This is a genomic window from Chryseobacterium sp. G0162 (assembly GCF_003815715.1).
In the GTDB taxonomy this organism is placed as follows: Bacteria; Bacteroidota; Bacteroidia; order Flavobacteriales; family Weeksellaceae; genus Chryseobacterium.
The window spans coordinates 2,546,281-2,569,733 of the sequence record NZ_CP033922.1 but is presented as its reverse complement, the minus strand read 5'-3'; the positions used below and the strand labels follow the sequence as shown (position 1 = coordinate 2,569,733).

Sequence of the window (23,453 nt, the reverse complement as noted above, 5' to 3'; positions counted from 1 at the left end):
ATTTCCTGACCTTCAATTAAATAAAAAATAAAACCCGCCATTGAATTCAATGGCGGGTTTCTTTTTATTTGCTTAAATCTTCTTTTAATTTTTTAGCGGCGTCTTCTACTTTCGCAGCTCCTTTTCTGGCAGCGTCTTTTGCATCTTTTCCGGCGTCTTGTGCTCCGGCTTTGATATCTTTTCCAACTTTATTAGCCTCATTTTTGATATCCTGTCCTGCTTTATTAAGATCTTGTTTTGTCTTATCCGCAGTAGCATCAATTTTATCTTTAGCTTTTTGAGCGGCATTATCAATCTTATCTCCAGCCTGATCTAATTTGGCATCAACTTTTTCCTTAGCTTCGCTAACTTTTGCCGAATCAACCATATGAGGAGATGTTTCAGAAACCGTTGTAGTAGTGGTAGTAACAGATCCATCTGCATTTTCTACCTGTTCTGTCTTTGATGTTGATTTTGTGCAGGCAACTGTGAATACTGAGATTGCAATTGCTGCAAGAATTTGCTTTTTCATATTATATATTTTTAAAGATGTTTTTGAATTTATTCTGTTTTGGTATTAGTAGAAGGAGGAGTTTCAGCAGTTTTTTTCTGCTTTTCAGCATCTGCTTTTTTCTTTTCTTCCTCTTCTTTCTTTTTGTTTTCTTTCTCCAGCTCCGTTTTCAGTTTTTGTTCGTCTGCCAGCGCTTTTTTAGCCTGCTTTACAGAGTCCAGATACTGAGGCGAAGACATTTTAATCTTACGGGCAATATCTACCGTAACAGCCCCATTGGAGAAAGAATCAACAGCCATTGTATCATAATGAATTTTCAAATCCTGTTCAGCTCCAAATCCCGGAGATTCTTTCTTTGAACAAGCCGTCAAAAGGAGTACAAAAATGAAAATGGCAGACAATAAATTTTTCATGGAACTAATTTAGCAGAAATTCTGCAATTACAGGATAGTGATCCGATAATTTCACAGACTGATCTACTTTATAGCTTAGTGGAATGATGGATTTTGAACTGAAAATATAATCAATTCTTAAAGGAATCTTATAATCATGAAAACTGGAAGCACTTCCCTTTCCTGCTGTTAAAAAAGCATCCTGAAGATCTTTTCCCAAGCTATAATATTCATAAGAATTCGGGACCGAATTAAAATCACCGGCTAAAATTACCGGATAAGGAGAAAAGTCAATAGCTTTTCTGATCTTTTTAATCTGATCTTCATGGGCCTGAAAAGTAGGAATCATATGAGAAAGAAGATTAGATACATTTCCAATTCCCATGGCATCAAGCTTTGTAAACATTGTTTTCTGAAGTCTGAAAGGTTCCAGATAAACATTTACAATTCTGATGATTTTCCCATTGATGTCTACATCTGCATAGAACGAATTTCCTCTTGAATTATCTTCTATGATCTCTGCCTGTCTTAGAATTTTATGCTTTGTTTTTAAGATTACAGAAGGGTATTTTACGAGATCTTGTCTTAAAGCACGATTAGTGTCTTTTTCCTGTACCAAAATAATGTCCGGATCTTGCTCTTTAATATAGTTTTTCACCTTATCCCATCCGTAATCACCATATTTTACATTAAAAGTAAGAACTTTGATATCTCTTATTGTCTTTTCTTTATCCGATTTAGGAACAAAATTAACCCATCTTCTGATCGGGTTGTAAAAAAGTAATGTTCCCAGTGCAAAAGCGATAGCAATTTTATTTTTTTTGAAAATCCATACCAAAGTAAGAAGGATATGCGCAGATATCAGATAGGGAAAACCAAGAGAAAGTAAATTAAGGTTCCCTAAAATATTAGGCGGAACCCATGCATTCCCCAATGTGCACAGCAGTAAAACAGCAATAGCGATATGTATAAATAGTAATATCTGATTCGACTTCATGAAAAAACATTCTTGGTACCCGTTTTTTTAAGCAAAAACCCTACCAAGCAGCCAAATTTTAACTATTTTTATGATTATTTGTCGTTTAAAGAAATCCTCGCAACTACTGGATAATGATCTGAAATACTGACAGAACGGTCAACAACATAGGAAATAGCCGTCAACGATTTTGAGTAAAAAACATAATCTATCCGGATCGGAAATTTATAATCATGAAAGCTGGTTGCGCTCCCCTTTCCTGCTGTCATAAATGCATCTTCAAGACCGTCTGATAAGTGATAGTACTCATAAGAATTAGGAACAGAATTGAAGTCTCCTGCAACGATAACCGGATATGGTGAGTTTTCTATCGTTTCACTAATTTTTCTTACCTGATCCTGATGTTTTTTAAAGGTCGGAATAAGTTTTCTTACAACGCCCTTTACTTTTTGCTCATTGTCTTCGGAATTTCCATCAAGTTTAACCATCTTTTTTTCAAACTGAAACGGATAAAGATAAACGTCTACAAATCTATACGTCTTACCTTTTATTTCAATATCTGCCTGAAGACCACTTTGTAAGTTCATACTTTCGTCTTCAGAAAAAATTAATTTTTCGCTGGATAAATGATGCTTTGTCAGAATGGTTAAAATTCCATTAGATTTGGTTCTATTATAGCCTTTAAGGGTTGGATATTCCATTCCTCCATCTTCCTGCAAGAGAATAACATCCGCATCTTGAGCTTTGAGATAATTTAAAACCTCTTCCCTGCCCATCAACCCTGCTTTTATATTAAAAGATACAATCTTTATAGGATCAGCACTTTCTTTCTTCTCCGAGGAAAAATTGACCCATCGCTTGACAGGATTAATAAATACTAACCCTACCAACATGAATACAAAAGCTCTTTTTTTCCAGCTGAATACCCAAAATACGGTTAAGATAATATACAGGATAATAAGAACAGGAAATCCTAAAGACAGCAAATTAAACCACGGAAATATTTTAGGCGGGATATAGGCATTTAATAGAGAACCCAGCAATAGACATAGGATTCCTATATGCAAGATCAGTACTATAAGTCGGAAAATCTTCACAGAAAATGATTAATTGAATCTATATAAATGCTTCTTCCAAATCCTTGCCAGCAGCCAACCAACCAAAGCTCCACCAACGTGAGCTAGGTGAGCAATTCCACCTCCATTACCGGAAACCCCCAAATAAATAGAAATAACGACAATAATCGGCAATAAATATTTTACTTTAATCGGAACTGGAATAAACATAATTCCAATTTTTGAATCCGGATATAATGTTGCAAAAGCAGCTACTACTCCGAAAATAGCTCCGGAAGCACCAACCATAGGGGTTGCTACAATAGCTTTTAAACTTTCTAATAAATCTCTCTGCTTCAGAACAGCATCTGCATTCCCTGCAAATTGCACACTTGCTCCGGACATATAAGCATCTACATTAAAGCCTAGCTGTTGTAATTCGCTGGAAAGTTGTTGAGCTTCAACAAAATTCCATAAATTAAACAGGAAGAAGGCACCCAGACCACTTAAAAAATACAGTATAAGGTATTTTTTTTCTCCAAGTGTTTGTTCCAGAATAGGACCAAAACTAAAGAGGGTCATCATATTAAATAAAATATGCATAATACTTCCGTGCATAAACATGTGAGTAATCACCTGCCATGAATGGAAGTAAGGAGAAAAGGGATAAAACCCGGCAAGATATTCAATAACTTGATTCCCCATTAAAGAAGTAACGATGAATACGATTACATTGATAATGATAATATTCCTTGTAATGGGTGGTATATTGTTAAACATATTTTTTAAAATTTGTTTTTAAAATCATTAAACGGAACTTCATAGAAACATCTCTTCCCATCTGGCAAAAACTCGGGGAAGCCTAATGCTGTAAAGTCTTTGATAACCTGTTCCGCATCTTTTTTATAAATAAAGTCAAATCTTGACTTCGAATGCATTTTGCTCCATTGGTTATGATAATACTGCATAAATTCACCTTCTGTTTTATAATCAAGAATCTCGAAAAGGTTTTCCAGGAACTTCATCGCCTGTGTTTCTTTCAGTCCTTCCGGAAGTGAATCTATTCTCAGTACACTTTCATGAGCAATTTTCATGTCAAACCCAAGTTCAGGAAGATATTTTTTGATGGATTCGTATTTACTTTTCTCAATCTCGTTCATATGATACTCCAGGGAGAAAAGCAAAGCATGACTGTTTGTACCTGTATTTGTTTTCCTGGTTGTTTTATTATTTTCTGAAACCAGTAATCTATGCATTCTTCCCAAATCAAGCATCAGGGTAACATCTCCTTTATTAAATAACCAATACCCGTTAGGAAGTCTCATCAAATCTTCATCAAAGTCTTCATCTTCAAAAAGATTGATCTTTGAAGGCTCTGCGGAAATATTCTGATGGTACATTTCAGTCAGATTCTGAATTTCTTCGGGGTGTACTACATTTTTTTCTTCTAAAAACGGATTATAATCCCTATCTACAATAATCTCAGGCATTTTGATAACGCCACCTCCGCCACCGTTTCCTTTGCTTGGAATGGGCTTGTTCATCATCTCATCCAATTCCGGATCTCTGTCGAAATCCAGACTTGGAGAAACATTATAGATTCCCAATGATCTCTTGATTGTGGAACGAAGCAGAGCGAAAATAAGATGTTCATCTTCAAATTTCACCTCTGTTTTCTGCGGATGAATATTGACATCTATTTTCTCCGGATCCATTTCCAGATAGAGGAAAAATGATGGAACATATCCGGGCTGAAGAAGACCTTCAAAGGCTTCCTGCACCGCTTTATTGAAATATGGGCTCTTGAAATATCTCCCGTTTACGAAAAGAAACTGTTCTCCTCTTGCTTTTTTAGCTCCTTCAGGTTTGGCCACAAATCCGTGAAGTTTACACCAAATAATATCTTCCTTGATAGGAATCAAAAGCGGTTGTAATTTTCTTCCGAAAACATCTACAATACGCTGCATCTGGCTTCCTTTTCTTAATCTGAAAACGGCTTCATCATCATGAAACAATGAGAATTCTAACCCCTCATGTGCCAGTGCAACACGCTGAAACTCATCAATAACGTGTCTGAATTCAATATTATTATTTTTCAGAAACTTTCTTCTGGCAGGAACATTATAAAAAAGATTCTTTACCAGGAAGTTGGATCCTTCTGCAGTCTGTATAGGGTCCTGAAACTGGAAAACTCCACCTTCAATATATATGTTGGTTCCAATGGAAGCCTCCTTTTGCTTTGTTCTCAGCTCCACCTGTGAAACGGCAGCAATAGAAGCTAACGCTTCTCCGCGGAATCCTTTTGTTGAGATCTTAAAGATATCTTCTGTTCCTCTGATTTTGGAGGTAGCATGCCTTTCAAATGCAAGTCTGGCATCTGTTTCGGACATTCCTTTTCCGTCATCTACGACCTGGATAAGATTTTTCCCGGAATCCCTGATAATCAGTTCAATCTTCGTTGCATCTGCATCTATAGCATTTTCCAAAAGTTCCTTCACGATGGATGCAGGTCTCTGCACCACCTCTCCTGCCGCAATTTGGTTGGCTACATGATCCGGTAAAAGCTGAATAATATCTGACATAAAAACGTAAATCAACTTACAAAAATAGTCAATGAAAATGGGAATTAAAACATTAAAAACGGGAATTAATATTTAATTATCAACATTTCAACAATACAGCTTTCTGCAAATTCTGCTCCAAACTGTTTGTGATATTAGCATTTCATAGAGAACAATCCCCTATTGCATTTACATCAATAGAGGATTGAACCAGCTAGTTTATACAAAAAATTAATAGTGATATTTACCCTGCACCAGGTATCTAATCCTAGTCTTCAAAGACCAGTTTTCTATTCTCTTTACTTTTAGGAATCCCATGGATCTTTTCATACAGATAAGCCAAAAGATTCGGTTTTTTATAAATTCTGTTGTATCTGTACTTTGTATTAAAGTGTCTTACATGAATTTTATAAGCATCATATCCAATTACAATCATAAGACATAAGCTAATTACATAAAATACTCTAAACTCCAGATAATAATAGGTTAATCCTGAGAATACAGCTCCTAATACATAAGCTACCATAATACTCATCAGCAATTTTGCTCTTCCGATTAATTCACCGTTTTTTCTGTATTTCTTTTGAGTAAACATAGAAACCAGGATTCCTAAATCGGTTGTTGTTCCTGTAAGGTGGGTCGTTTTAACGGAGAAGTTGGATATACTTGCCGTTAAACCATTTTGTAGTCCTGTGGCAAAAAGCATGATTGCTACTAAAACTTCTGTTTCCGCCAACGTTTTTTGATAATATAATTGGCCATACACTCCTACTCCAAACAAACATAAGATTTCCAATACAAGAGGCATTGCGTGAGCAAAATACTTACTCTTCCTGTTGAAATTAATCACAATAAAATTGGACAGGAAACTTCCGAAGAAGAATAAAAAGATCCAGCTTGCCATTATGGCTACCTGAGACCAGTTTCCTTTACTGATTTCTGCGGCCAAAATAGCATAATGACCTGTTACGTTGGAAGTAAAAGAGAGAAATATGAGTAGGGATGCAATATTTATAGTACCCGCCGTAAAGGCAGTCAGCGTCCCCAACCTGATATTGTCTCCCAATGTTCTGCTGTTACTATAATTCCTTAACATTTTTTATTTTTTTAGATTGTGTTGATGATGATTAGACCTCTACAAAGATCTCTGCCAGCCTTCCTCTTTCCGGAAGTCTTTCTTTAATTTCAAGGGTAATTTCCCCGGCTTGAAGCACTTTGCATTTTTTGATATATGGAACAAGATCAAATTTTCCTTTACCTTTACTTTTAATAGAGCTAGAATAATAAGCTTCTTCAATAGTATTAGCCTCCACATATTGGTTAAAGGTTCTCTGAAAGCTACCTGTAAAGATGTCGCAGATAATTTTATTAACTAAATGAGGATACTTATTCTTGATGATTTCATAGCCATCACAAAACTCCACAGGTCTGATCTTATTGAAAATGGTTGTCTTGGTATTGAATAGAAGATCTCTGATAGAATCTCCTGAATCATATCCTGAAACCAAAAGGATGTTATATTGGTTCTGATCTTCAGAAGCGTCCTTTTCTCTTAGAACTTTTTTTAATATGTTTAATGACTCAAGGGAGTAATCTGTTGCAATTAGAATTGTTTTAGCCATGTTCTTATTATTTTGTATTGTGTTTATCTTTTTTGATGATACAAAACTAGAACGGTCAGATTAAAAGTTCTTTGGAACGGAATTAAAATGTCATTAAAGAGATTAAAATGAGATTAGAAAATTGTTAAGGGGTATTAATATGAACAAATCTGTAGCAAACAAAGCTACCTAACAAACTCATTGTCATTAAAATAAAACAATATGATTAAATTTTATCGCAGATAAAATCTTTGCGCCTTAAAAACACATACCATATAAAATTCTTTTGCGCCTTTGCGTTTCTCCAGCATAATGAATATTTTTTGGGGAACGCAAAGGCGCAAAGGTTATAAATAATAAGTTGCCTTTAAGGCGCAAGAAAATCAAAGATTTTCAGCAAGTGCATATTTTAAAAGAAACATTCTATGCATCTATGTGGTTTAATTTTTCTAACCACATAGACTTATGGTAAAGTAAAAAATAATAAAAACCGTAGATTATGGATTTTTAGAAGATCATTAACATTGAAACATCAATCTAAAGCACTTCAAGAAAATTTTTTGATTACTTTATATATTTAGATTTACACGGTCTCTTTTTGTGTGCTGTAAAAGTTAGGAAAGCGCATCTGTACGGTAGTTCCTTCGTTCTCATTGGAAGTAACGATCAATTCACCGTGATGCATTCTTACAATGTTTCTGGCCAGAGGAAGTCCAATCCCATAGCCTTCATAATTATTAGTATTGGATGCCCTGAAAAACGGATCATAGATTTTGTTCATCTCCGATTGAGGAATTCCAATCCCATTATCTTTTACAATAATATAAACATCTGCATCTGTAGCTCCCAAGGAAACTTTCACCTGCTGGAAATTAGAATATTTACAGCCGTTACTGATAATATTGGCAACGGCAAGATGTAGAAGCTGCTCATTCCCCTGTACTTTCAGTTTTTTAGGATTATCGGGAAGCATACTGATATCCAGATAGATATTGTTTCTAGAGTCAATTTTTCTCAAGGTTTCAATAACATCCCAAAGTAACTGATCCATTCTTACTTTATCCATTTTCTGGATTTTACCGTCAAACCCGGTTTGCGCGATCATCAATAAGGCCTTAATCTTTCTGTCAAGCTTTTCCGCTTCATCCAGAATGATTTCAAGGGTTTCTTTATATTCTTCGGGTGTTCTGCTTATAGAAAGAGCAACATCCGCTTCTCCCATAATCGAAGTAAGAGGAGTTCGTAATTCATGGGAAACATTTCCGATCAGATGATTCTGGGTTTCAAAAGAAGTTTCAATACGGTTGAGCATTCCGTTGAATGTGTCTACTAATTCATTCAGTTCCTTATTATCAGGTTGTGGCTCTAGTCTTAAATGAAGATTTTCTGAACTGATCTCTTTTACTTTTCCTGTTATTTTCAGGATCGGCTTAAATAATGTTTTAGACAGATAAAAAGAGAATATCATACTGAAAAACAAAGAGAGCACAATACAGGTAAGCAGTGTTCTTTTTAAAAATCCAAGGTAATAAATTACATAATGGTTTTTGGCTGAAGCAATAGCAATATAATCTTTATCATCATATTTAAAGCTCTGCCCGATGTAATAGAATTCCTTATCATTATAATTGTCCTCTCCTTTTTTAAGAACATTTTTAAAGAAATAATCGGGAATATGAACTTCCTGAGAGATTTTTTTGAAATTAGAATCTGTTGGAACGGCAAAAACATAATCTTTTTCCATCGGAAGTTCCTCGTCATTCAGATTGCTGAGAATATAATTTTCAGGAAGATCCAGATGATCTTTACTCTTTTCTATCTGAACAATAGTGGCCGTACGGATTTTTAAGAGTTCATAAAACCTCTGGTGGGAAAAATTAACGATTGAAAAATAAACCAAACCACTGAACAATAAAATAATGACGGTAAAAACCAACATTAAAAGCACCATCGTTTTGGTCTGATTTGTAATCACTTTGTTAAACATCCTTTATGCTTTTTTCAGAACATAACCCATCCCTATCACAGTATGAATCAGTTTATTATCATCATGACTATCCAATTTTTTCCTCAGATAATTCACATACACATCTACCACATTGGTTCCCAGTTCATAATTTACACCCCAGACCGCATCTAAGATTTCAGCTCTGGAAATTACTTTTTCAGGGTTATTAAGGAAATACACCAACAATTTATATTCTGTAGAAGTCAATGTAATTTCTTCTCCTGCGCGGGTTACCTTCTTCGTATAATCATTGACCGTTAAATCTGAAAATTGAAATACATGTTCATTATCCGGTTCTGGTTCCGCAATTTCTTGTGGGCCGTTATTATGGCTTCTTCTCAGAAGAGATTTTACACGGGCAACCAACTCAATAAATTTGAAAGGTTTTACTAAATAATCATCGCCCCCACTTTCTAATCCCAACACAATATTTTCAGAAGTTCCTAAAGCTGTTAAAAATAAAATCGGAACACTCTGATTGGTTTTTCTGATCTCCTTACAGACATCTAATCCATTCATTTCCGGCAACATAATATCTAAAATAACCAAATCGAAATCATTAGCTTGTACCAGCTGTACCCCCGTACGGCCGTCAAAAGCCACAGAAATTTCATATCCGTTTTCCTGAAGTCCTTTTTTAATGAAAGATACTACACTGGTTTCGTCTTCGATAAGAATTATTTTTTTCATAAATGAAATAAGGAGTTTTACAAAAATAGTGAAATTTTATTGGGATAAAAGCATTGGAAGGAAAAGCTTTTTTAGACTGGAAGAGGGAGGCTGGAAGCTGGATGTTTCTTTAGAACAATGTAGAGCTGAAGATTATTCATTGTTTTTTTAACGCTATGTACGCAAAGAATCTTAAAAATGATGCTTATAAAATATTCGCAAAAGCGTTTCACTCAGCAATAGGCTCCATATTCTATGTTGAGCGAGGCTTACTCTTACCATCGTAAAAAAACAACATAATTACTCAGCTTGAGAGCCATACGTTTTTATTTTTTCACTTTTTTACAATTTTACCTTTTTGTGAATTCCTCTTTTTGCCATACAACCTATATAGAATAATACTACCTTTGCTTTTCATTGACTACAACATGAATGACTTTTTAATAGGAATCGGAAAGAGATTAAAGGATATTAGAAAAAAAAACAACCTGACCATTAACGAACTGGCTTTTAGAGCTAATGTAAGCAACGGTCTTGTTTCCCGTATTGAAAATGGAAGAACAATTCCTTCGCTTCCTGTTTTACTGGACCTGATTCAATCACTGGATATTGATGCCAGTTACTTCTTTGAAGGAGTGGAAAAAAAGTCCAATGCAAAATTCATTTATGTTCCTAAAGAAAGCCAGCAGGTTATAGAAAAAGAGGTTGAAGCTGAAGGCTTTAAATACATGCATATCTTCAGCAAAAGTCTTCATTCTTTAGGATTTGAAGCAGTATTGCTAACTCTTGAACCCAATTCTAAAAGGGAAAAAGTTATTACAGATGCCTGGGAATTCAAATATATTCTGAAAGGAGAGGTAAAATACATCATTGATAATGAAGAAGTCATCATGAAAGAAGGCGATTCTCTATACTTCAATGGAAAGTTTCCACACGTTCCGGTAAGCATCAGTAATGAAAGCTGCGTGATGCTTGTTCTTTATTTTTATACTGCTTAGGTCCTCATATTACACAGAATTTTTTAGCCACAAATACACGAATAATTTTCTTCTATGCGCCTATGTGGTTATTTTTTTTCAACCACACAGGTACATAGTTTTTAGAGCTATGCATTGTTGATTGTATTCAAGCATTCATGGCAAAAAATATATTTTATCAGTATCTACACAATTATATCCCATCAAAAAGTTTACTATTTGTAAACTTTTGGTTTTCTTATTTTGGCTTAAAATGAACGGTATGTTAATCAAAAACTCCATTTCAACAGAAAATACTGATTCGGAAAACCAGTTCTCAAAAGAGCTATAACACCTTAAAAATAAAACACTTATAAAAACCACAATTTATTTGCTTTTCTTCTTGACACATGTTTGGAAAGTAAAATTTGGGTAATAAACCGGCTTGATTTGTTAAATAATACTTAATACAAAATATTTATATATATTAAAATTATTAGCGTGATTTGCATAAAAAATTTAATATATGTAAAAATGAAAACAAATTTAGAGAAAATACTTACCCTTGCTTCTGTCTGTTTCATCACTTTTGTTTCAGCGCAAAAGCAGTTAATTATAGGAACTGTTCTTGATGACAACCAGCCGCTCCCCGGTGCGACCGTTAAAATAAAAGGTTTATCCAAAAACATAACCACGGATGTTGACGGAAAGTTTACAATCAATGATATCAAAGAAGGTGAATACAACCTACAAATTAGCTATATTGGTTATGCTACAACGGATATTACGGTTAATTTAAAATCTGACGAGACTACAGATCTTGGAACCATAAAGCTATCTCAACCGAGGAAGAATATTGATGAAGTAGTGGTTACCGGAACTTTAAAGAATACCGAGGCAAGAGCCTTAAATCTACAGAAAAATGCAATTAACATTACCAATGTCATTGCTTCTGACGGAATCGGAAAACTACCGGACAGAAATGCAGCGGAAACCGTACAGCGCGTCCAGGGAGTTTCTATTGAAAAGGATCAAGGAGAGGGAAGATTTGTTTCTCTAAGAGGACTTCCTCCATTCTGGGCATCTACCACCATCAATGGAAACAGACTTCCTACAGCAGAAGAGGAAACGACTTCCAGAGCTACTGCTTTTGACTTCTTTCCAACAGAACTGATCTCTTATGTACATGTCAATAAGTCTTTTACTCCTGATATTGAAGCCGACGGAATTGGTGGCGGAGTAAACTTTATTACGAAAACTCCACCTATGAAAACGGAGTTTAAAGCAACATTAGGAAGCGGTTACAATGCCAAAGCGGATAAAGGAGTCTATAATCTTGGATTCTTGTATGGAGGAAGAACAAAGGATAAAAAATTCGGGTATTTATTCAATTTTGCCCATTTCATCAGAAACTGGTCAACGGATAATTTCGAAGCAAGAAGAAGTGGTGATGAAGGCGTTTTCAGAATGGAACTGCGTGATTATAACGGGGTAAGAAAAACTACCGGAATTAATGCTGCTTTCGAATATGTACTTTCCCCAAAAAATACTTTGTATCTGAAGGGAATGTATGGAACATTATCTGATGATGAAACCCATTACAAACACAGAGTACGATTTGATAAGTTCAGTGCTGCCAATAATACGGCAAGAGTGGAGCTTCAAAACATTCACAACTTACTGATTACAGAACTTACTTCTGTTTCATTAGGTGGAGTTCATAATTTGAATAAAGGAAAAATTGATTGGGATCTTTCATATTATGATAACCAGTTTAAATATGGAAATATTCCTGATAAACAGAACAATTCTTATTATGTCATTAAATATACCCAATCTGGAGTAGGCATCAACCCAGATTATATAGCTGACCGTGGAAATGGGCCAAGAGCCTACTGGAAAGCTGATGGTGGAAAATTAGATTATAAAAATCCGGATGCTTTATTCGGTTTCTACAGCAATCCCGATTTTAAAATGGATGCTACTCAGATGAGATTTACTGATCTGGAATTTTATAAAGTATTTGTTGAAGAAAAAGATAAGATTGTAGCAGCTTTTAATCATGAAATTAATGCTTCTGATAACCTAACGATAAAGTATGGTTTCAAATACAGGGATAAGGAACGTAATGCTAAATTCTCTGATATTTTCTACAACTGGAGCAACGGAACGGCACCTCTGTTATCTGATTACGCCCAATATATTACGACTCAGCCTAACGGAAGAAAGTATTTAAGTGAAATGAATGCTCATATCGGAAATACATTCGGACCCGTACTTTCTACAGGAGGAATGAACCAGTTCTGGTATGATAATCAAGGAAATTTAAAGATCAACACCACTGATTCCGAAGCTTTGGAATACAATAAGGCACTAGGAAGAAACTTTGATGTTTTTGAAAAACATGCGGATGCATACGGAATGGCCACTTACAAACTGAATGATAAAATTACCTTTTTAGGAGGAATCAGATTATCGAATACCAATACAAAGGTAAAAGGATATAATGTGGTTGATGATGTGCTAACACCAGTTGAGCATACTAAAAATTATCTGGCTGTTCTCCCAATGATTCATCTGAAATATGCCTTAAATGATAAGACCAATCTTCGTTTTGCAGCAACAAGAACTTTTTCAAGGCCTAACTTCGGAGATCTGACTCCTGGCGGAACTTATATTGAAGCTGATAATGCATTCAAAGGAGGAAATCCCAACCTTAATCCTACCTATTCTTTGAATTTTGACCTGATGGGAGAATATTATTTTTCAAATGTCGGGATTCTGAGTGGTGGTGTTTTTTATAAATCCATTACAGACCCCATTTTTCAGGATTCTTTTATTGGAAACTATAATGGAATGAACGGGGTACAGTTTTCTGCTCCTAATAACGGTAGTGCAGCATGGCTGGGAGGTCTTGAATTAGGTATTACCAAAAGATTTGATTTCCTGCCAGGCTTCCTTAAATATTTCGGAGCTCAGGTCAACGCAACGTTTATGACTTCAGAAATGGAAAAACCAAGCGGAAGAAAAGTTGCCCTTCCTTATCAGGCTAAAGAGTTGTATAACATCCAGCTATTCTATGAGCAAAAGGGATTCAATGCCAGACTGGCCTACAATTATAAAGGAAAATATGCGGTTGAATATGCTGAAGATGACATCAATGATTCTTACTATGGGAAATACAGTAGCTTAGACTTTGGGGGATCTTATCAGTTTACCAAAAATCTGGGACTATATATGGATATCAATAATATTCTGAATAAACCTCTGATCTACCACTTCGGAAAAAGTGAAGACCGTCCTGAACAGGTAGAATATTATGGAGTAAGATGTAACCTTGGAATAAAATTAAACTTCTAAACCATCACCATGGCCAGAACGATCAATACAAAAACATTAGTAACACTGAAGGCTGCCTTTGCTGCCTTTGGTGTCTACTTCTGCATGTACGGTTTCAGAAAACCTTTTACCGTAGCTTCTTTTGAAGGGCTCTCCTATTTTGGAGTGGATTATAAGATCCTGATTATCATCGCACAGGCTGTAGGATATTTTATTTCCAAGTTTATTGGAATTAAATTTATATCCGAATTAAAACCAACGAAAAGACTGACTTATCTATTTTCTTTTATTGCCATCGCAGAGCTTTCCTTATTAGGATTTGCGGTAGTTCCTGCTCCTTACAACATTCTTTTTATGTTTCTGAACGGGATTCCGTTGGGAATGATCTGGGGGATTGTCTTTTCATATATTGAAGGCCGTAAAACAACAGAAATTATCGGACTTTTCCTTTGCTCAAGCTTTGTGGTTTCTTCAGGATTCACCAAGTCTGTAGGAAAGTTTTTGATGGATACCTTTTCTGTTTCGGAATTCTGGATGCCTTTCTCAGCAGGATTGATTTTTATTATTCCATTATTTCTTTTTGGAATCCTTTTAGAAAGAATCCCCAAGCCCAGTGAGGAAGATATTATGCTTAAAAGCAAAAGACAGCCTTTGAACGGAACGGAAAGAAAAGCGCTTATTCAGCAATTCTTCATTCCTATTGTCTGTATTATTTTTCTTTACATCTGTCTTACTGTTTTAAGAGATTTCAGAGATAATTTCAACCGTGAGATCTGGGATGGACTTCATTTTAGCTTTGACAGTTCTATTTTTACCCTTACAGAAATCCCGATTGCCATCATGGTTCTTCTCATCATGAGTTTCATGGTGAAAGTAAAAAATAACAAAAAGGCTTTTGCTTACTATCATTACATTCTTTTTGCAGGAATTCTGACAGTAGGGCTTTCCACTTATTTATTCCAACAGAATATATTATCTCCATTTTTATGGATGACCGTTTCCGGCTTTGGAATGTATATCTGTTATATTCCTTTTAACGGAATTTACTTTGACAGAATGATTGCAGCCTTTGATATTAAAGGAAATGTAGGCTTTCTGATCTATATTGTAGATTCTTTTGGATACCTGGGGAGCGTTTTGATCCTTCTTTATAAGAATTTTGGATCGTCCCAGACTTCCTGGCTTAGCTTTTATATCAGTTTAAATTATATTATTACTATCAGTGTTTTAATTCTTTCAATCATTGCCTTTCTGGCATTTAGAAAAAAAGCAAAACCTAATTCAAATTCTAATCAATACATCAATTTCGATACTTCGAAAATCTTATAAATTATAGTACAATGACAACAAAATTTGATTTACTCGTTGTGGGAGGTGGGATTTTAGGAACATTCCATGCTTATCATGCCCTGAAGAAAAATCTTAAAGTAGCTTTACTGGAAAGAAATTCTGTTCCTCAGGGTGCCACGGTAAGAAATTTCGGACAGGTAGTTCCTTCCGGAATGGATCTTAAATGGCAAAACTTCGGAAGAGAAAGTCTCGCAATATATAATGAACTTCATAATCAGGCTGATCTTACGATCAGGCAAAACGGCTCTGTTTATATCGCATCCAATGATGAGGAACTTCAGCTTATTGAAGAACTGTACGAGATCAACAGAAATAATGATTATGAATCAGTTTTATTCTCCAAAAGTGACTGCATCAAGAAGTTTGACGGCCTTCGTTCCGATTACTGTAAAGGTGGATTATTCTTCCCTCAGGAGCTTTCTGTGGATTCAGCAGATATGATTGTAAAACTTCACAAGCTTTTACAGGAAAAAATGGGTTTACAGATCATTTACAATACTACGGTTGTTGAAACGCATGAAGACGATCAGAAATGTACCGCTATTACTGCGGATGGAGAAGAATATATGGCTTCGAAGATCATTATTTGTGGTGGACATGAGTTCAAAACATTATATCCTAACGTATTCAATGAAAGTGATTTGGAAGTAAGCAAGCTTCAGATGCTTCAAACTAAGCCTCAGGGAATTTATTCTCTTCAGGGAAACATTCTGACAGGGCTTTCTATCAGAAGATATGAGTCTTTTAGTGAATGTCCTTCTTTTCAGAAAATCAAATCGTTAGAAGATCCGAATTCATTTGAAAAGAAATATGGAGTTCACATCCTGTTCAAGCAGGCATTAGACGGTTCTATCATTCTTGGAGATTCCCACGAATACGCTAGTGCTAAAAATGCAGACGATCTTGGCTTTGACCTTAATATGGAAATTGATGAATTTATGATTCTTGAAGCTAAGAAAATCATTGATCTTCCCACTTATGAAATCCAGAGAAGATGGTTTGGAGTATATTCTCAATGCAAAACAAAGGATATTTTTGAACACAGTCCCTCTCCGAACATTCATATTGTAACGGGTATCGGTGGAAAAGGAATGACAGGAAGCGGAGGCTTCTCTAAGTTTAACATAGAAAAAATTTACGCATAAATTTCAATGAAAAATATAGAATTATTGGTTCTGGATATGGCCGGAACTACAGTGAATGAAGATAATGTAGTGTATAAAACGCTAACTAAAGCTGTTAATGAACATGGTTATGAAGTTAAGTTGGAACAGGTACTTATCACCTGTGCCGGAATGGAAAAACTGGAAGCTATTACAAGCTTATTAAAAGAAATCAATGGAAATGAAGAAGATGCTGCTGCTATTTTTGAAAACTTCTCTGGAAAACTAAAGGATGCTTATCAGAATCTTGAGGTAAAACCTATCAACGGAACGGAAGATTTTCTCCTTAAAATGAAAGCTAAGCATAAAAAAGTGGTTCTGAATACCGGTTATACCTATGAAATCGCTCAACAGCTTTTGGATAAACTGCAGTGGAAAGAAAATATACACTTTGACGCCTTAATCACCGCTGATGATGTTTCAGAAAGCAGGCCGAGTCCGGAAATGATCAATCTGGCTATGAAAAAATTTAATATCCTGGAACCTGAAAAGGTTTTAAAAGCCGGAGATTCCGTGATCGATATTGAAGAGGGCAAAAATGCCGGTTGTGGACTCACTGTCGCAGTGCTTTCCGGAGCTCAAAACAGAGCAGCGCTGGAAAAGGCTGAACCTGATTATATTTTCAATACGATTTCCGAAGCTGAGGGAATTCTTTAGATACTTCTTTTTTAATACTTATGGCACAAATGTTTTCTAATGAGAGCATTTGTGTTTTTTAAAACCAGCCCCTTCAGAGGAGGGGAACTATTACGTTCTCGACTGTCGCTTTGCCCAATATTTCAATTGACCCACTGTCATTCTGAGCGAAATGAAATGGAGCGAAGAATCTCACATCTAAAATCCATCTATAAGATTAGAATGAAAATTTGAATATTTGTCAACTTCAAAATCCTCCCACTTCTTAAGCATGCTTCTAGCACAAAGTATTTTGCTTAAAAACAAATTAAGTATTAAAACATTAATAGACTTATAGTTGTAAACAGTTTTAAGTTATCCGCGTTTCAATTTCAAAGGAAGTTTTTAATTATCAATTAATTAATTTTCAGTTTACATATGTTTACAAATAGTAAATTAATTTTACAAATAATAAAAAATAAATTACTATTTGTAAAATTTTAATGTTCTAAATCTTTTATCCCATGAAAGCAAAACTATTCTCAATGGCAGTTTTAATAAGCTGTGTCCTTGGTGCCCAAACCAAAAAAGTTCTTTTTATTGGTATTGACGGTTGTCGTGCAGATGTCATGATGTCTACCAACACACCTAACATCCAAAACCTCATCAGCCAGTCTATTTATTCTCTTGATGGATTATGTGCTGCCACAACCTGGAGTGGAAATGGCTGGAGTACCATGCTTACCGGTGTATGGCATACTAAACATAATGTACAGGACAATAATTTTACCAACCCAAATTATGTGAATTATCCTGATTTTCTAACCAGAGCAGAAAATTATAATCCTAATCTTAGAACGATTTCCCTTGCCAATTGGGCTCCAATCAACGACAAAATTGTAAAGAATGCAGATATAAAATCTAACTTAGGAAGCGACCTTGCCGTAAAAAATGCGGCCGTAAATGCTTTACAGAATGATAATCCTGATATCCTTTTCGTAGATTTTGATGATGTAGATCATGCTGGTCATTCGTATGGGTTTTCTTCTGCTGTTCCCCAGTATGTTTCTTCTATTCAGACTACGGATGCTTACATTGGAGAGATTGTGAATGCTATGAAAAACAGATCCACCTACAATAATGAGGATTGGATGGTTGTTTTAACGACAGATCATGGCGCAACAGATACTTCCCACGGTGGCGGAAATCTTTCTGAACGGGATATTTTCACGATTTATTCTAATCCCGGTTTTACCCCTCAACAGATCAGTAAAACTATTCTGGAATCCAATAAGACTTTTAATCAGCTTACTCTTCCTGCAGGAGCTTATGCAAAGCCCACCAACCAAACTCCATTTAATTTTGGAGCCAATCAGGATTTCACTATTGAATTTTGGGTAAAGCCCAACGCAGCCTATTCCAGTGATCCTGTATTTATTGGAAATAAAAACTGGGCCAATGGAAAGAACAAAGGGATTATCTTCTCCGGCTACTCCGGACAAACTTTTAAAATGAATATTGCAGATGGTACTAACCGAATTGACCTTATTGGTGGAAAATTGGAAACTAATAAATGGAAACATATTGCAGCGAGCTTTGACAGAGATGGTCTTGTTACCTTATATGAGGACGGTGTTCCCGTAACTTTTGCTAAAATGAGTACTATAGGAAATATAGATTCTGTACTTCCATTAACATTAAATCAGGATGGAACCAATACTTACGGAGTGACTCTTGCCGCTTCTTACAAAGACGTAAGAATATGGAAATCTGCCCTTCCTAATGATGTGATTGCGAACTGGGCTAACCAGGATATTACAACATCTCATCCTTATTATTCTCAGTTATTGGCAAATTGGACATGTAATGAAACTTCAGGAAACTCCTTGACTGATTCCAGCTCTAATGCCAATCCTATGACGATCACAGGATCTCCAACTTATGCTCTTAATACCTCAAATAGTTTTAAAATCTATGATTACACCTCAACAACGAGAGAAACAGATCATTTCCCAACGGTATTGAACTGGTTGTGTATTCCGGTCCTGTCTTCATGGGGAATTGATGGTGTAAACAGAATCCCTGAATGTTCAAAAGGAACTTTGGCAACTCAGGAAGTAAAAGAAACAACAGATCATTTTATTATATATCCCAATCCTGCATCTACTTATGTAAGCATCCGATATCAATCTGGAGATAAGGAAATTAAAGCAGAAATTATAGATACTAAAGGGTCACTTATTACCACAAAAAGCCTAAAGTCTTCCCACGGAAATTATGATGAGAAAATCAATATTGAAGGGCTTCCTTCAGGAATGTATTTTATTAAACTTAAAGGAAGTAAAAAATCTCTGACCAAAGCTTTTATCAAGAAATAAAACAGTAAAACAATTAGATTTAAATTTTGATATTGGAACAAGGATATGATGATCCGAGTTCCAATATTTTTTTTGCCTATGACTTAAGATCAAGCTCCATCTGTACATCTACACGATCATAGCCCGGATTGGTAATTTCAGTATGTTTAAACCCTAGTTTTTCGTATAACTTTATGGCAGGAACCAATATAGAGTTTGTTTCCAGGAATACTTTCTCGGCTTTTAACGCTTTAGCTTTTTCTACAAGAGCATTACCCAACAGATAACCGATTTTCTTTCCCTGTGCTTTAGGGCTTACCGCCATTTTTGACAATTCAAAAGCAAGAGGTTCTTCCTGAGCTCTTACCAAGGCGCAGGTACCTACAGCTTCACCATCCAGCAAAGCAAAAGCAATATATCCGCCTTTGTCAATAATATGCTCTTCAGGATTATCAAGCAATTTAAAATCACTGGATTCCATAACAAAGAATGTTTTGATCCATTCTTCGTTTAAAGTTTTAAAGGCTTCCTTATACTGAGGTTCATAGCCTATAATTTTTACTTCATTATTAATATCATTCATCGCTTAGGTATATTATATTCTGTTTTTTATCATTTTTCCCAGTTTTTCGAGATCGCTTTCTACACGGTCTGTCCATTCGAGGGCATAATTTAATCGCATACAGTTTTGGTACTGATTGTATTGTGAAAACATTCTTCCCGGGGCAAAGTTTACTTTCTGGCTGACTGCTTCATCATATAAATCTTCGGTACAAATTCTTTTATCCAGTTCCAGCCACAACATAAACCCTCCTTTTGGTTCTGAGATCTTGGTATTATCCGGAAAATACTGTGTTACCGACTTCTGAATCTGGAGATAATTAGCATACAGCTTTTTCCTGAACATCCTTAAATGATGATCGTAACGCCCATGAGCAAGGAAGTCGGCAATCACATCCGAAAATAAGGAAGGGCCACTTACCGTTTGAACCAATTTCTGACGGATGATCTTTTCTTTAAATTTTCCGGGAGCTACCCATCCTACCCTGAATCCAGGAGCCAGTGTTTTAGAGACCGACCCCGTCCACATTACAATTCCCGCCTCATCATAAAACTTACAGGGTTTAGGTCTTCCAGCCCCGAAGTAAATATTTCCATAAACATCATCTTCCACCAGAGGAACATTATACTCAGTAAGCATTTTTACCAGTTCTTTCTTGTTCTCATCCGGCATCTGAAACCCCAGCGGATTATTATAATTCACCACAAAACAACAGGCTGAAAGATTGGGAAGCACTTTTTTTAAGGCATCCAAATCTACTCCTGTGATGGGATGGGTAGGAATTTCTACAGCTCTCAGCCCTAATAGCTGAATAGCCTGAAGGATTCCGAAATAAACAGGACTTTCCACCGCTACTGAATCTCCCGGCTGTGTTACTGCCATTAAACAATTGTATACAGCATTCATCGCTCCTGAGGTAATCACCAGATCATCTTCTGTAATTCTCCCTTCCATTACGATAGACCATTTGGCAATTTCACGGCGAAGCAATTCGCTTCCCTGTACCGGTTCATAGTTGGTTCCACTATCCCCTTTCCGCTTTATCACATCAATCATACATTTTTTCATCTTGGCTACCGGAAGAAGGCTTTTCCCGGGAATACCCAATGCAAACTGCGTAACGTCTGTTCCTCCAATCGTTCCAAACACTTTATCAATAAGATCTTGTGGTGTATTTTTCCCTTCTGACACTTTCATTTGGGTGATAGAAGGCAATGCCAACTTTCGTTGCGAAGTTTGGCTTACATAATATCCGTATTTAGGACGGGACTCAACCAAAGAACGGCTTTCCAGCTCCATATAAGCCTGTTTTACTGTATTCAGGCTGACATTGTAAAGTTTTTGGGCGCTCCTCAACGAGGGTAGCCTGTCTCCAAATTGCAGGGTCTCACTTTTGATCTGCTCCGTGACAGAATTCGCTATTTTGAGGTATAAAACATCTTTCAACATTGAATTACAGTTTTAAGTAAATGTACAATTTTATTCAGGTCCTACTGAAGTTCAAGCCAGCTCATCATACTTTTGATGCTGCTTTTTAATTGTTTGGGATTTCTGAAATTGGGGGCTGTATTCCTTTTAAAGTAGTTTTCAACTCTTACAGAAAAGGATCTCTTTTCTATTTCAGTTATTCCTTTCTTATCATATACTACAAATGTTATTTCTCCTTTCTCATTAATGATAAGACTGGCAAATAAGACAATTTCTTTTTTTTTCTTTGCTAAAAGGAATGGAATTCCAAAATCGGAAGCCGTCTTAGAAGTACTCTGTGTCTGTAAAAATATGTTTTTCAATGCTAACATGTCTGAAATATATACTTCAGCATATTGAAGCTGTTCCTGATGTTGTGCAATTGTTTCCATAGTATTTCTTCTTTACCTTAACAAAATTATGGAGTCTCTCAGTTTGGATACAGATACAGAAGAATAGAATATTATGGGTACAGATAATAAGCTAACAAGTCTCAGCTACAATGAAAATTTTTAAAGCTTTCGTGTAAAATAATCTATAAATATGTATTTTTATTTTTGAATCTAAACAAGTGAATAAACAATGATGGGAAAATTTTTGAGATTTATTAATCTTCATTTCGGAGAAGAAGATAAAGGGAAAGTTCTGGAGAACATCACCGATAATATTTCGTTCCGGGGTTCGAATCTATGGATTTTAGCCTGTGCGATTGTTATTGCGTCCGTGGGACTCAATGTAAACTCTACGGCAGTCATCATTGGAGCAATGCTTATATCTCCTCTTATGGGACCTATAGTAGGAGCGGGTTTTGCCTTAGGTACCTATAATTTTCACTTACTTAAAAGATCAGCTAAGAATCTTCTTATTGCAACTATAGTCAGTTTATTGGTATCTTTTATCTATTTCTCCTTAAGTCCTTTTAAAGAAACTCAATCTGAGCTATTAGCCCGTACATCTCCGAATATTTATGATGTCCTTATTGCTTTTTTTGGTGGTCTTGTAGGGGTTATAGCCATCACCCGTGTGAAACAAGGTAATCCAATACCGGGAGTTGCTATTGCTACGGCATTAATGCCTCCTCTCTGTACGGCAGGATACGGACTTGCTATAGGAAACTGGAGCTATTTTGCAGGAGCATTTTATCTTTATACCATCAACTGCTTTTTCATTTGTATCGCAACGTTTCTTATTATCAAATATCTGAGGTATGAGCCTATTGAACTGGTAGACAGAAAGTATGAAAGACAGATACGATATGGCATAACGGCATTGATCATTATTATGATTGTGCCAAGTTCTTATCTGGCTTATAATCTTTTGAATCAGAAGAAGTTTACTCAAAATATTGATCAGTTCATCAATAGTGAATTTACTCAGAAAGGGTATACTCTCATTTATAAAAAATTAAACTATAATTCTTCTCCAAAAACAGTGGAATTGGCTTTTTTATCTAAAAAATTTAATAAAAGTGAATTAGATACCATTAATAAAAAAATTAAAGATCTCGGAATTGCCAATACAAAATTGGTTATTAAACAGGATGCTACCGATATTAAATCCGAAATACTTAACGAAATTGGACAACGGAATAATGTATTGTCTGAAAAAGACCTTGTCATCAACCAATTAAGACAACAATTGGATAAATACACGGTAAAAGACTCAAGCCTTATTAAGGAAATACATATTCTATTCCCGGATTTTAACCATATTTCTATTGGTAAAGTAACCAATTTCCCCAATACAGACAGTGCCAATGTAAGCACCGTAATCCTTTATCGGTCTGAAAAAGAAGAAAAGGAGCAAGAAGAAAAAATGAAACAATGGCTCTCGGAAAAGTTATCCGATAAAAACGCCAAAGTTATTCGTCAATAAGTATTAATAAAACAGCA

Annotated in this window: 20 protein-coding genes; 7 read left to right on the top strand and 13 right to left on the bottom strand. The window is 35.6% G+C overall.

Translation table 11 applies throughout. The features are described from left to right. Positions 1-64: 64 nt before the first annotated feature. The 10 genes from EG344_RS11790 to EG344_RS11745 form a co-directional block, all read right to left on the bottom strand. A complete protein-coding gene (locus EG344_RS11790) occupies positions 65-511 on the bottom strand; it encodes a hypothetical protein (RefSeq protein ID WP_123909595.1) in 447 nt (148 codons plus the stop codon). Between the two features lie 29 nt (positions 512-540). Continuing rightward, positions 541-903 carry a hypothetical protein gene (locus tag EG344_RS11785; protein ID WP_123909594.1) on the bottom strand — a complete coding sequence of 121 codons (363 nt, stop codon included), beginning with the start codon at positions 901-903 and terminating at the stop codon, positions 541-543. A 4-nt stretch (positions 904-907) separates the two neighbouring features. Next, positions 908-1,879, bottom strand: a complete 972-nt coding sequence (locus tag EG344_RS11780; RefSeq protein WP_123858334.1) for an endonuclease/exonuclease/phosphatase family protein — start codon at positions 1,877-1,879, stop codon at positions 908-910. Positions 1,880-1,953: 74 nt separating this feature from the next. Further along, positions 1,954-2,925, bottom strand: a complete 972-nt coding sequence (locus tag EG344_RS11775) for an endonuclease/exonuclease/phosphatase family protein (RefSeq protein WP_228412918.1) — start codon at positions 2,923-2,925, stop codon at positions 1,954-1,956. A gap of 39 nt (positions 2,926-2,964) precedes the next feature. Next, positions 2,965-3,693 carry a rhomboid family intramembrane serine protease gene (locus tag EG344_RS11770; RefSeq protein WP_123909593.1) on the bottom strand — a complete coding sequence of 243 codons (729 nt, stop codon included), beginning with the start codon at positions 3,691-3,693 and terminating at the stop codon, positions 2,965-2,967. A gap of 5 nt (positions 3,694-3,698) precedes the next feature. Continuing rightward, on the bottom strand, positions 3,699-5,495 hold the full coding sequence (gene mutL, locus EG344_RS11765) for a DNA mismatch repair endonuclease MutL (protein WP_123909592.1): 1,797 nt from the start codon (positions 5,493-5,495) through the stop codon (positions 3,699-3,701). A 247-nt stretch (positions 5,496-5,742) separates the two neighbouring features. After that, positions 5,743-6,570: a YoaK family protein gene (locus EG344_RS11760; RefSeq protein ID WP_123909591.1), complete on the bottom strand. Its 828-nt coding sequence runs from the start codon at positions 6,568-6,570 to the stop codon at positions 5,743-5,745. Positions 6,571-6,601: 31 nt separating this feature from the next. Then, positions 6,602-7,096 (bottom strand): hypothetical protein, encoded by a 495-nt coding sequence (locus tag EG344_RS11755; protein WP_123909590.1) that lies wholly within the window; start codon positions 7,094-7,096, stop codon positions 6,602-6,604. Positions 7,097-7,658: 562 nt separating this feature from the next. Continuing rightward, positions 7,659-9,062, bottom strand: coding sequence for a sensor histidine kinase (locus EG344_RS11750; protein WP_123909589.1), 1,404 nt, complete (start codon positions 9,060-9,062; stop codon positions 7,659-7,661). Between the two features lie 3 nt (positions 9,063-9,065). Further along, positions 9,066-9,773: a response regulator transcription factor gene (locus tag EG344_RS11745; protein WP_123909588.1), complete on the bottom strand. Its 708-nt coding sequence runs from the start codon at positions 9,771-9,773 to the stop codon at positions 9,066-9,068. 407 nt (positions 9,774-10,180) lie between these two features. On the opposite strand from EG344_RS11745, the gene EG344_RS11740 reads away from it, so the two are divergent. The 6 genes from EG344_RS11740 (at position 10,181) to EG344_RS11715 (ending at position 19,553) form a co-directional block, all read left to right on the top strand. Next, positions 10,181-10,750, top strand: a complete 570-nt coding sequence (locus EG344_RS11740) for a helix-turn-helix domain-containing protein (RefSeq protein WP_045492263.1) — start codon at positions 10,181-10,183, stop codon at positions 10,748-10,750. A gap of 492 nt (positions 10,751-11,242) precedes the next feature. Continuing rightward, complete coding sequence (locus EG344_RS11735) at positions 11,243-14,068, top strand: TonB-dependent receptor (protein ID WP_123909587.1); 2,826 nt, start codon at positions 11,243-11,245, stop codon at positions 14,066-14,068. A 9-nt stretch (positions 14,069-14,077) separates the two neighbouring features. Further along, positions 14,078-15,376, top strand: coding sequence for a DUF5690 family protein (locus tag EG344_RS11730; protein WP_123909586.1), 1,299 nt, complete (start codon positions 14,078-14,080; stop codon positions 15,374-15,376). A gap of 11 nt (positions 15,377-15,387) precedes the next feature. Beyond that, complete coding sequence (locus EG344_RS11725; RefSeq protein WP_123858343.1) at positions 15,388-16,542, top strand: TIGR03364 family FAD-dependent oxidoreductase; 1,155 nt, start codon at positions 15,388-15,390, stop codon at positions 16,540-16,542. Between the two features lie 6 nt (positions 16,543-16,548). Further along, on the top strand, positions 16,549-17,217 hold the full coding sequence (locus EG344_RS11720) for an HAD-IA family hydrolase (RefSeq protein WP_123909585.1): 669 nt from the start codon (positions 16,549-16,551) through the stop codon (positions 17,215-17,217). 503 nt (positions 17,218-17,720) lie between these two features. Beyond that, positions 17,721-19,553: an alkaline phosphatase family protein gene (locus tag EG344_RS11715; RefSeq protein WP_228412917.1), complete on the top strand. Its 1,833-nt coding sequence runs from the start codon at positions 17,721-17,723 to the stop codon at positions 19,551-19,553. Positions 19,554-19,629: 76 nt separating this feature from the next. On the opposite strand, the gene EG344_RS11710 is transcribed toward EG344_RS11715, so the two are convergent. The 3 genes from EG344_RS11710 to EG344_RS11700 are packed head-to-tail and all read right to left on the bottom strand — an operon-like array spanning position 19,630 to position 21,953. Continuing rightward, a complete protein-coding gene (locus tag EG344_RS11710) occupies positions 19,630-20,115 on the bottom strand; it encodes a GNAT family N-acetyltransferase (RefSeq protein WP_123909583.1) in 486 nt (161 codons plus the stop codon). A gap of 12 nt (positions 20,116-20,127) precedes the next feature. Next, positions 20,128-21,543 (bottom strand): PLP-dependent aminotransferase family protein, encoded by a 1,416-nt coding sequence (locus tag EG344_RS11705; protein ID WP_123909582.1) that lies wholly within the window; start codon positions 21,541-21,543, stop codon positions 20,128-20,130. Positions 21,544-21,584: 41 nt separating this feature from the next. Next, entirely contained in the window at positions 21,585-21,953 is a 369-nt protein-coding gene (locus EG344_RS11700; protein WP_123909581.1) for a hypothetical protein, read from the bottom strand. 190 nt (positions 21,954-22,143) lie between these two features. On the opposite strand from EG344_RS11700, the gene EG344_RS11695 reads away from it, so the two are divergent. After that, positions 22,144-23,436, top strand: a complete 1,293-nt coding sequence (locus tag EG344_RS11695; RefSeq protein ID WP_123858349.1) for a DUF389 domain-containing protein — start codon at positions 22,144-22,146, stop codon at positions 23,434-23,436. Positions 23,437-23,453 lie beyond the last annotated feature (17 nt).

Coding starts and splice junctions, on each gene's coding strand:
- EG344_RS11705 (WP_123909582.1), bottom strand. CDS start 21,543: ATGTTGAAAGATGTTTTATACCTCAAAATAGCGAATTCTGTCACGGAG.
- EG344_RS11740 (WP_045492263.1), top strand. CDS start 10,181: ATGAATGACTTTTTAATAGGAATCGGAAAGAGATTAAAGGATATTAGA.
- EG344_RS11735 (WP_123909587.1), top strand. CDS start 11,243: ATGAAAACAAATTTAGAGAAAATACTTACCCTTGCTTCTGTCTGTTTC.
- EG344_RS11720 (WP_123909585.1), top strand. CDS start 16,549: ATGAAAAATATAGAATTATTGGTTCTGGATATGGCCGGAACTACAGTG.
- EG344_RS11755 (WP_123909590.1), bottom strand. CDS start 7,096: ATGGCTAAAACAATTCTAATTGCAACAGATTACTCCCTTGAGTCATTA.
- mutL (WP_123909592.1), bottom strand. CDS start 5,495: ATGTCAGATATTATTCAGCTTTTACCGGATCATGTAGCCAACCAAATT.
- EG344_RS11790 (WP_123909595.1), bottom strand. CDS start 511: ATGAAAAAGCAAATTCTTGCAGCAATTGCAATCTCAGTATTCACAGTT.
- EG344_RS11725 (WP_123858343.1), top strand. CDS start 15,388: ATGACAACAAAATTTGATTTACTCGTTGTGGGAGGTGGGATTTTAGGA.
- EG344_RS11745 (WP_123909588.1), bottom strand. CDS start 9,773: ATGAAAAAAATAATTCTTATCGAAGACGAAACCAGTGTAGTATCTTTC.
- EG344_RS11785 (WP_123909594.1), bottom strand. CDS start 903: ATGAAAAATTTATTGTCTGCCATTTTCATTTTTGTACTCCTTTTGACG.
- EG344_RS11770 (WP_123909593.1), bottom strand. CDS start 3,693: ATGTTTAACAATATACCACCCATTACAAGGAATATTATCATTATCAAT.
- EG344_RS11700 (WP_123909581.1), bottom strand. CDS start 21,953: ATGGAAACAATTGCACAACATCAGGAACAGCTTCAATATGCTGAAGTA.
- EG344_RS11780 (WP_123858334.1), bottom strand. CDS start 1,879: ATGAAGTCGAATCAGATATTACTATTTATACATATCGCTATTGCTGTT.
- EG344_RS11760 (WP_123909591.1), bottom strand. CDS start 6,570: ATGTTAAGGAATTATAGTAACAGCAGAACATTGGGAGACAATATCAGG.
- EG344_RS11710 (WP_123909583.1), bottom strand. CDS start 20,115: ATGAATGATATTAATAATGAAGTAAAAATTATAGGCTATGAACCTCAG.
- EG344_RS11695 (WP_123858349.1), top strand. CDS start 22,144: ATGATGGGAAAATTTTTGAGATTTATTAATCTTCATTTCGGAGAAGAA.
- EG344_RS11730 (WP_123909586.1), top strand. CDS start 14,078: ATGGCCAGAACGATCAATACAAAAACATTAGTAACACTGAAGGCTGCC.
- EG344_RS11750 (WP_123909589.1), bottom strand. CDS start 9,062: ATGTTTAACAAAGTGATTACAAATCAGACCAAAACGATGGTGCTTTTA.
- EG344_RS11715 (WP_228412917.1), top strand. CDS start 17,721: ATGGCAGTTTTAATAAGCTGTGTCCTTGGTGCCCAAACCAAAAAAGTT.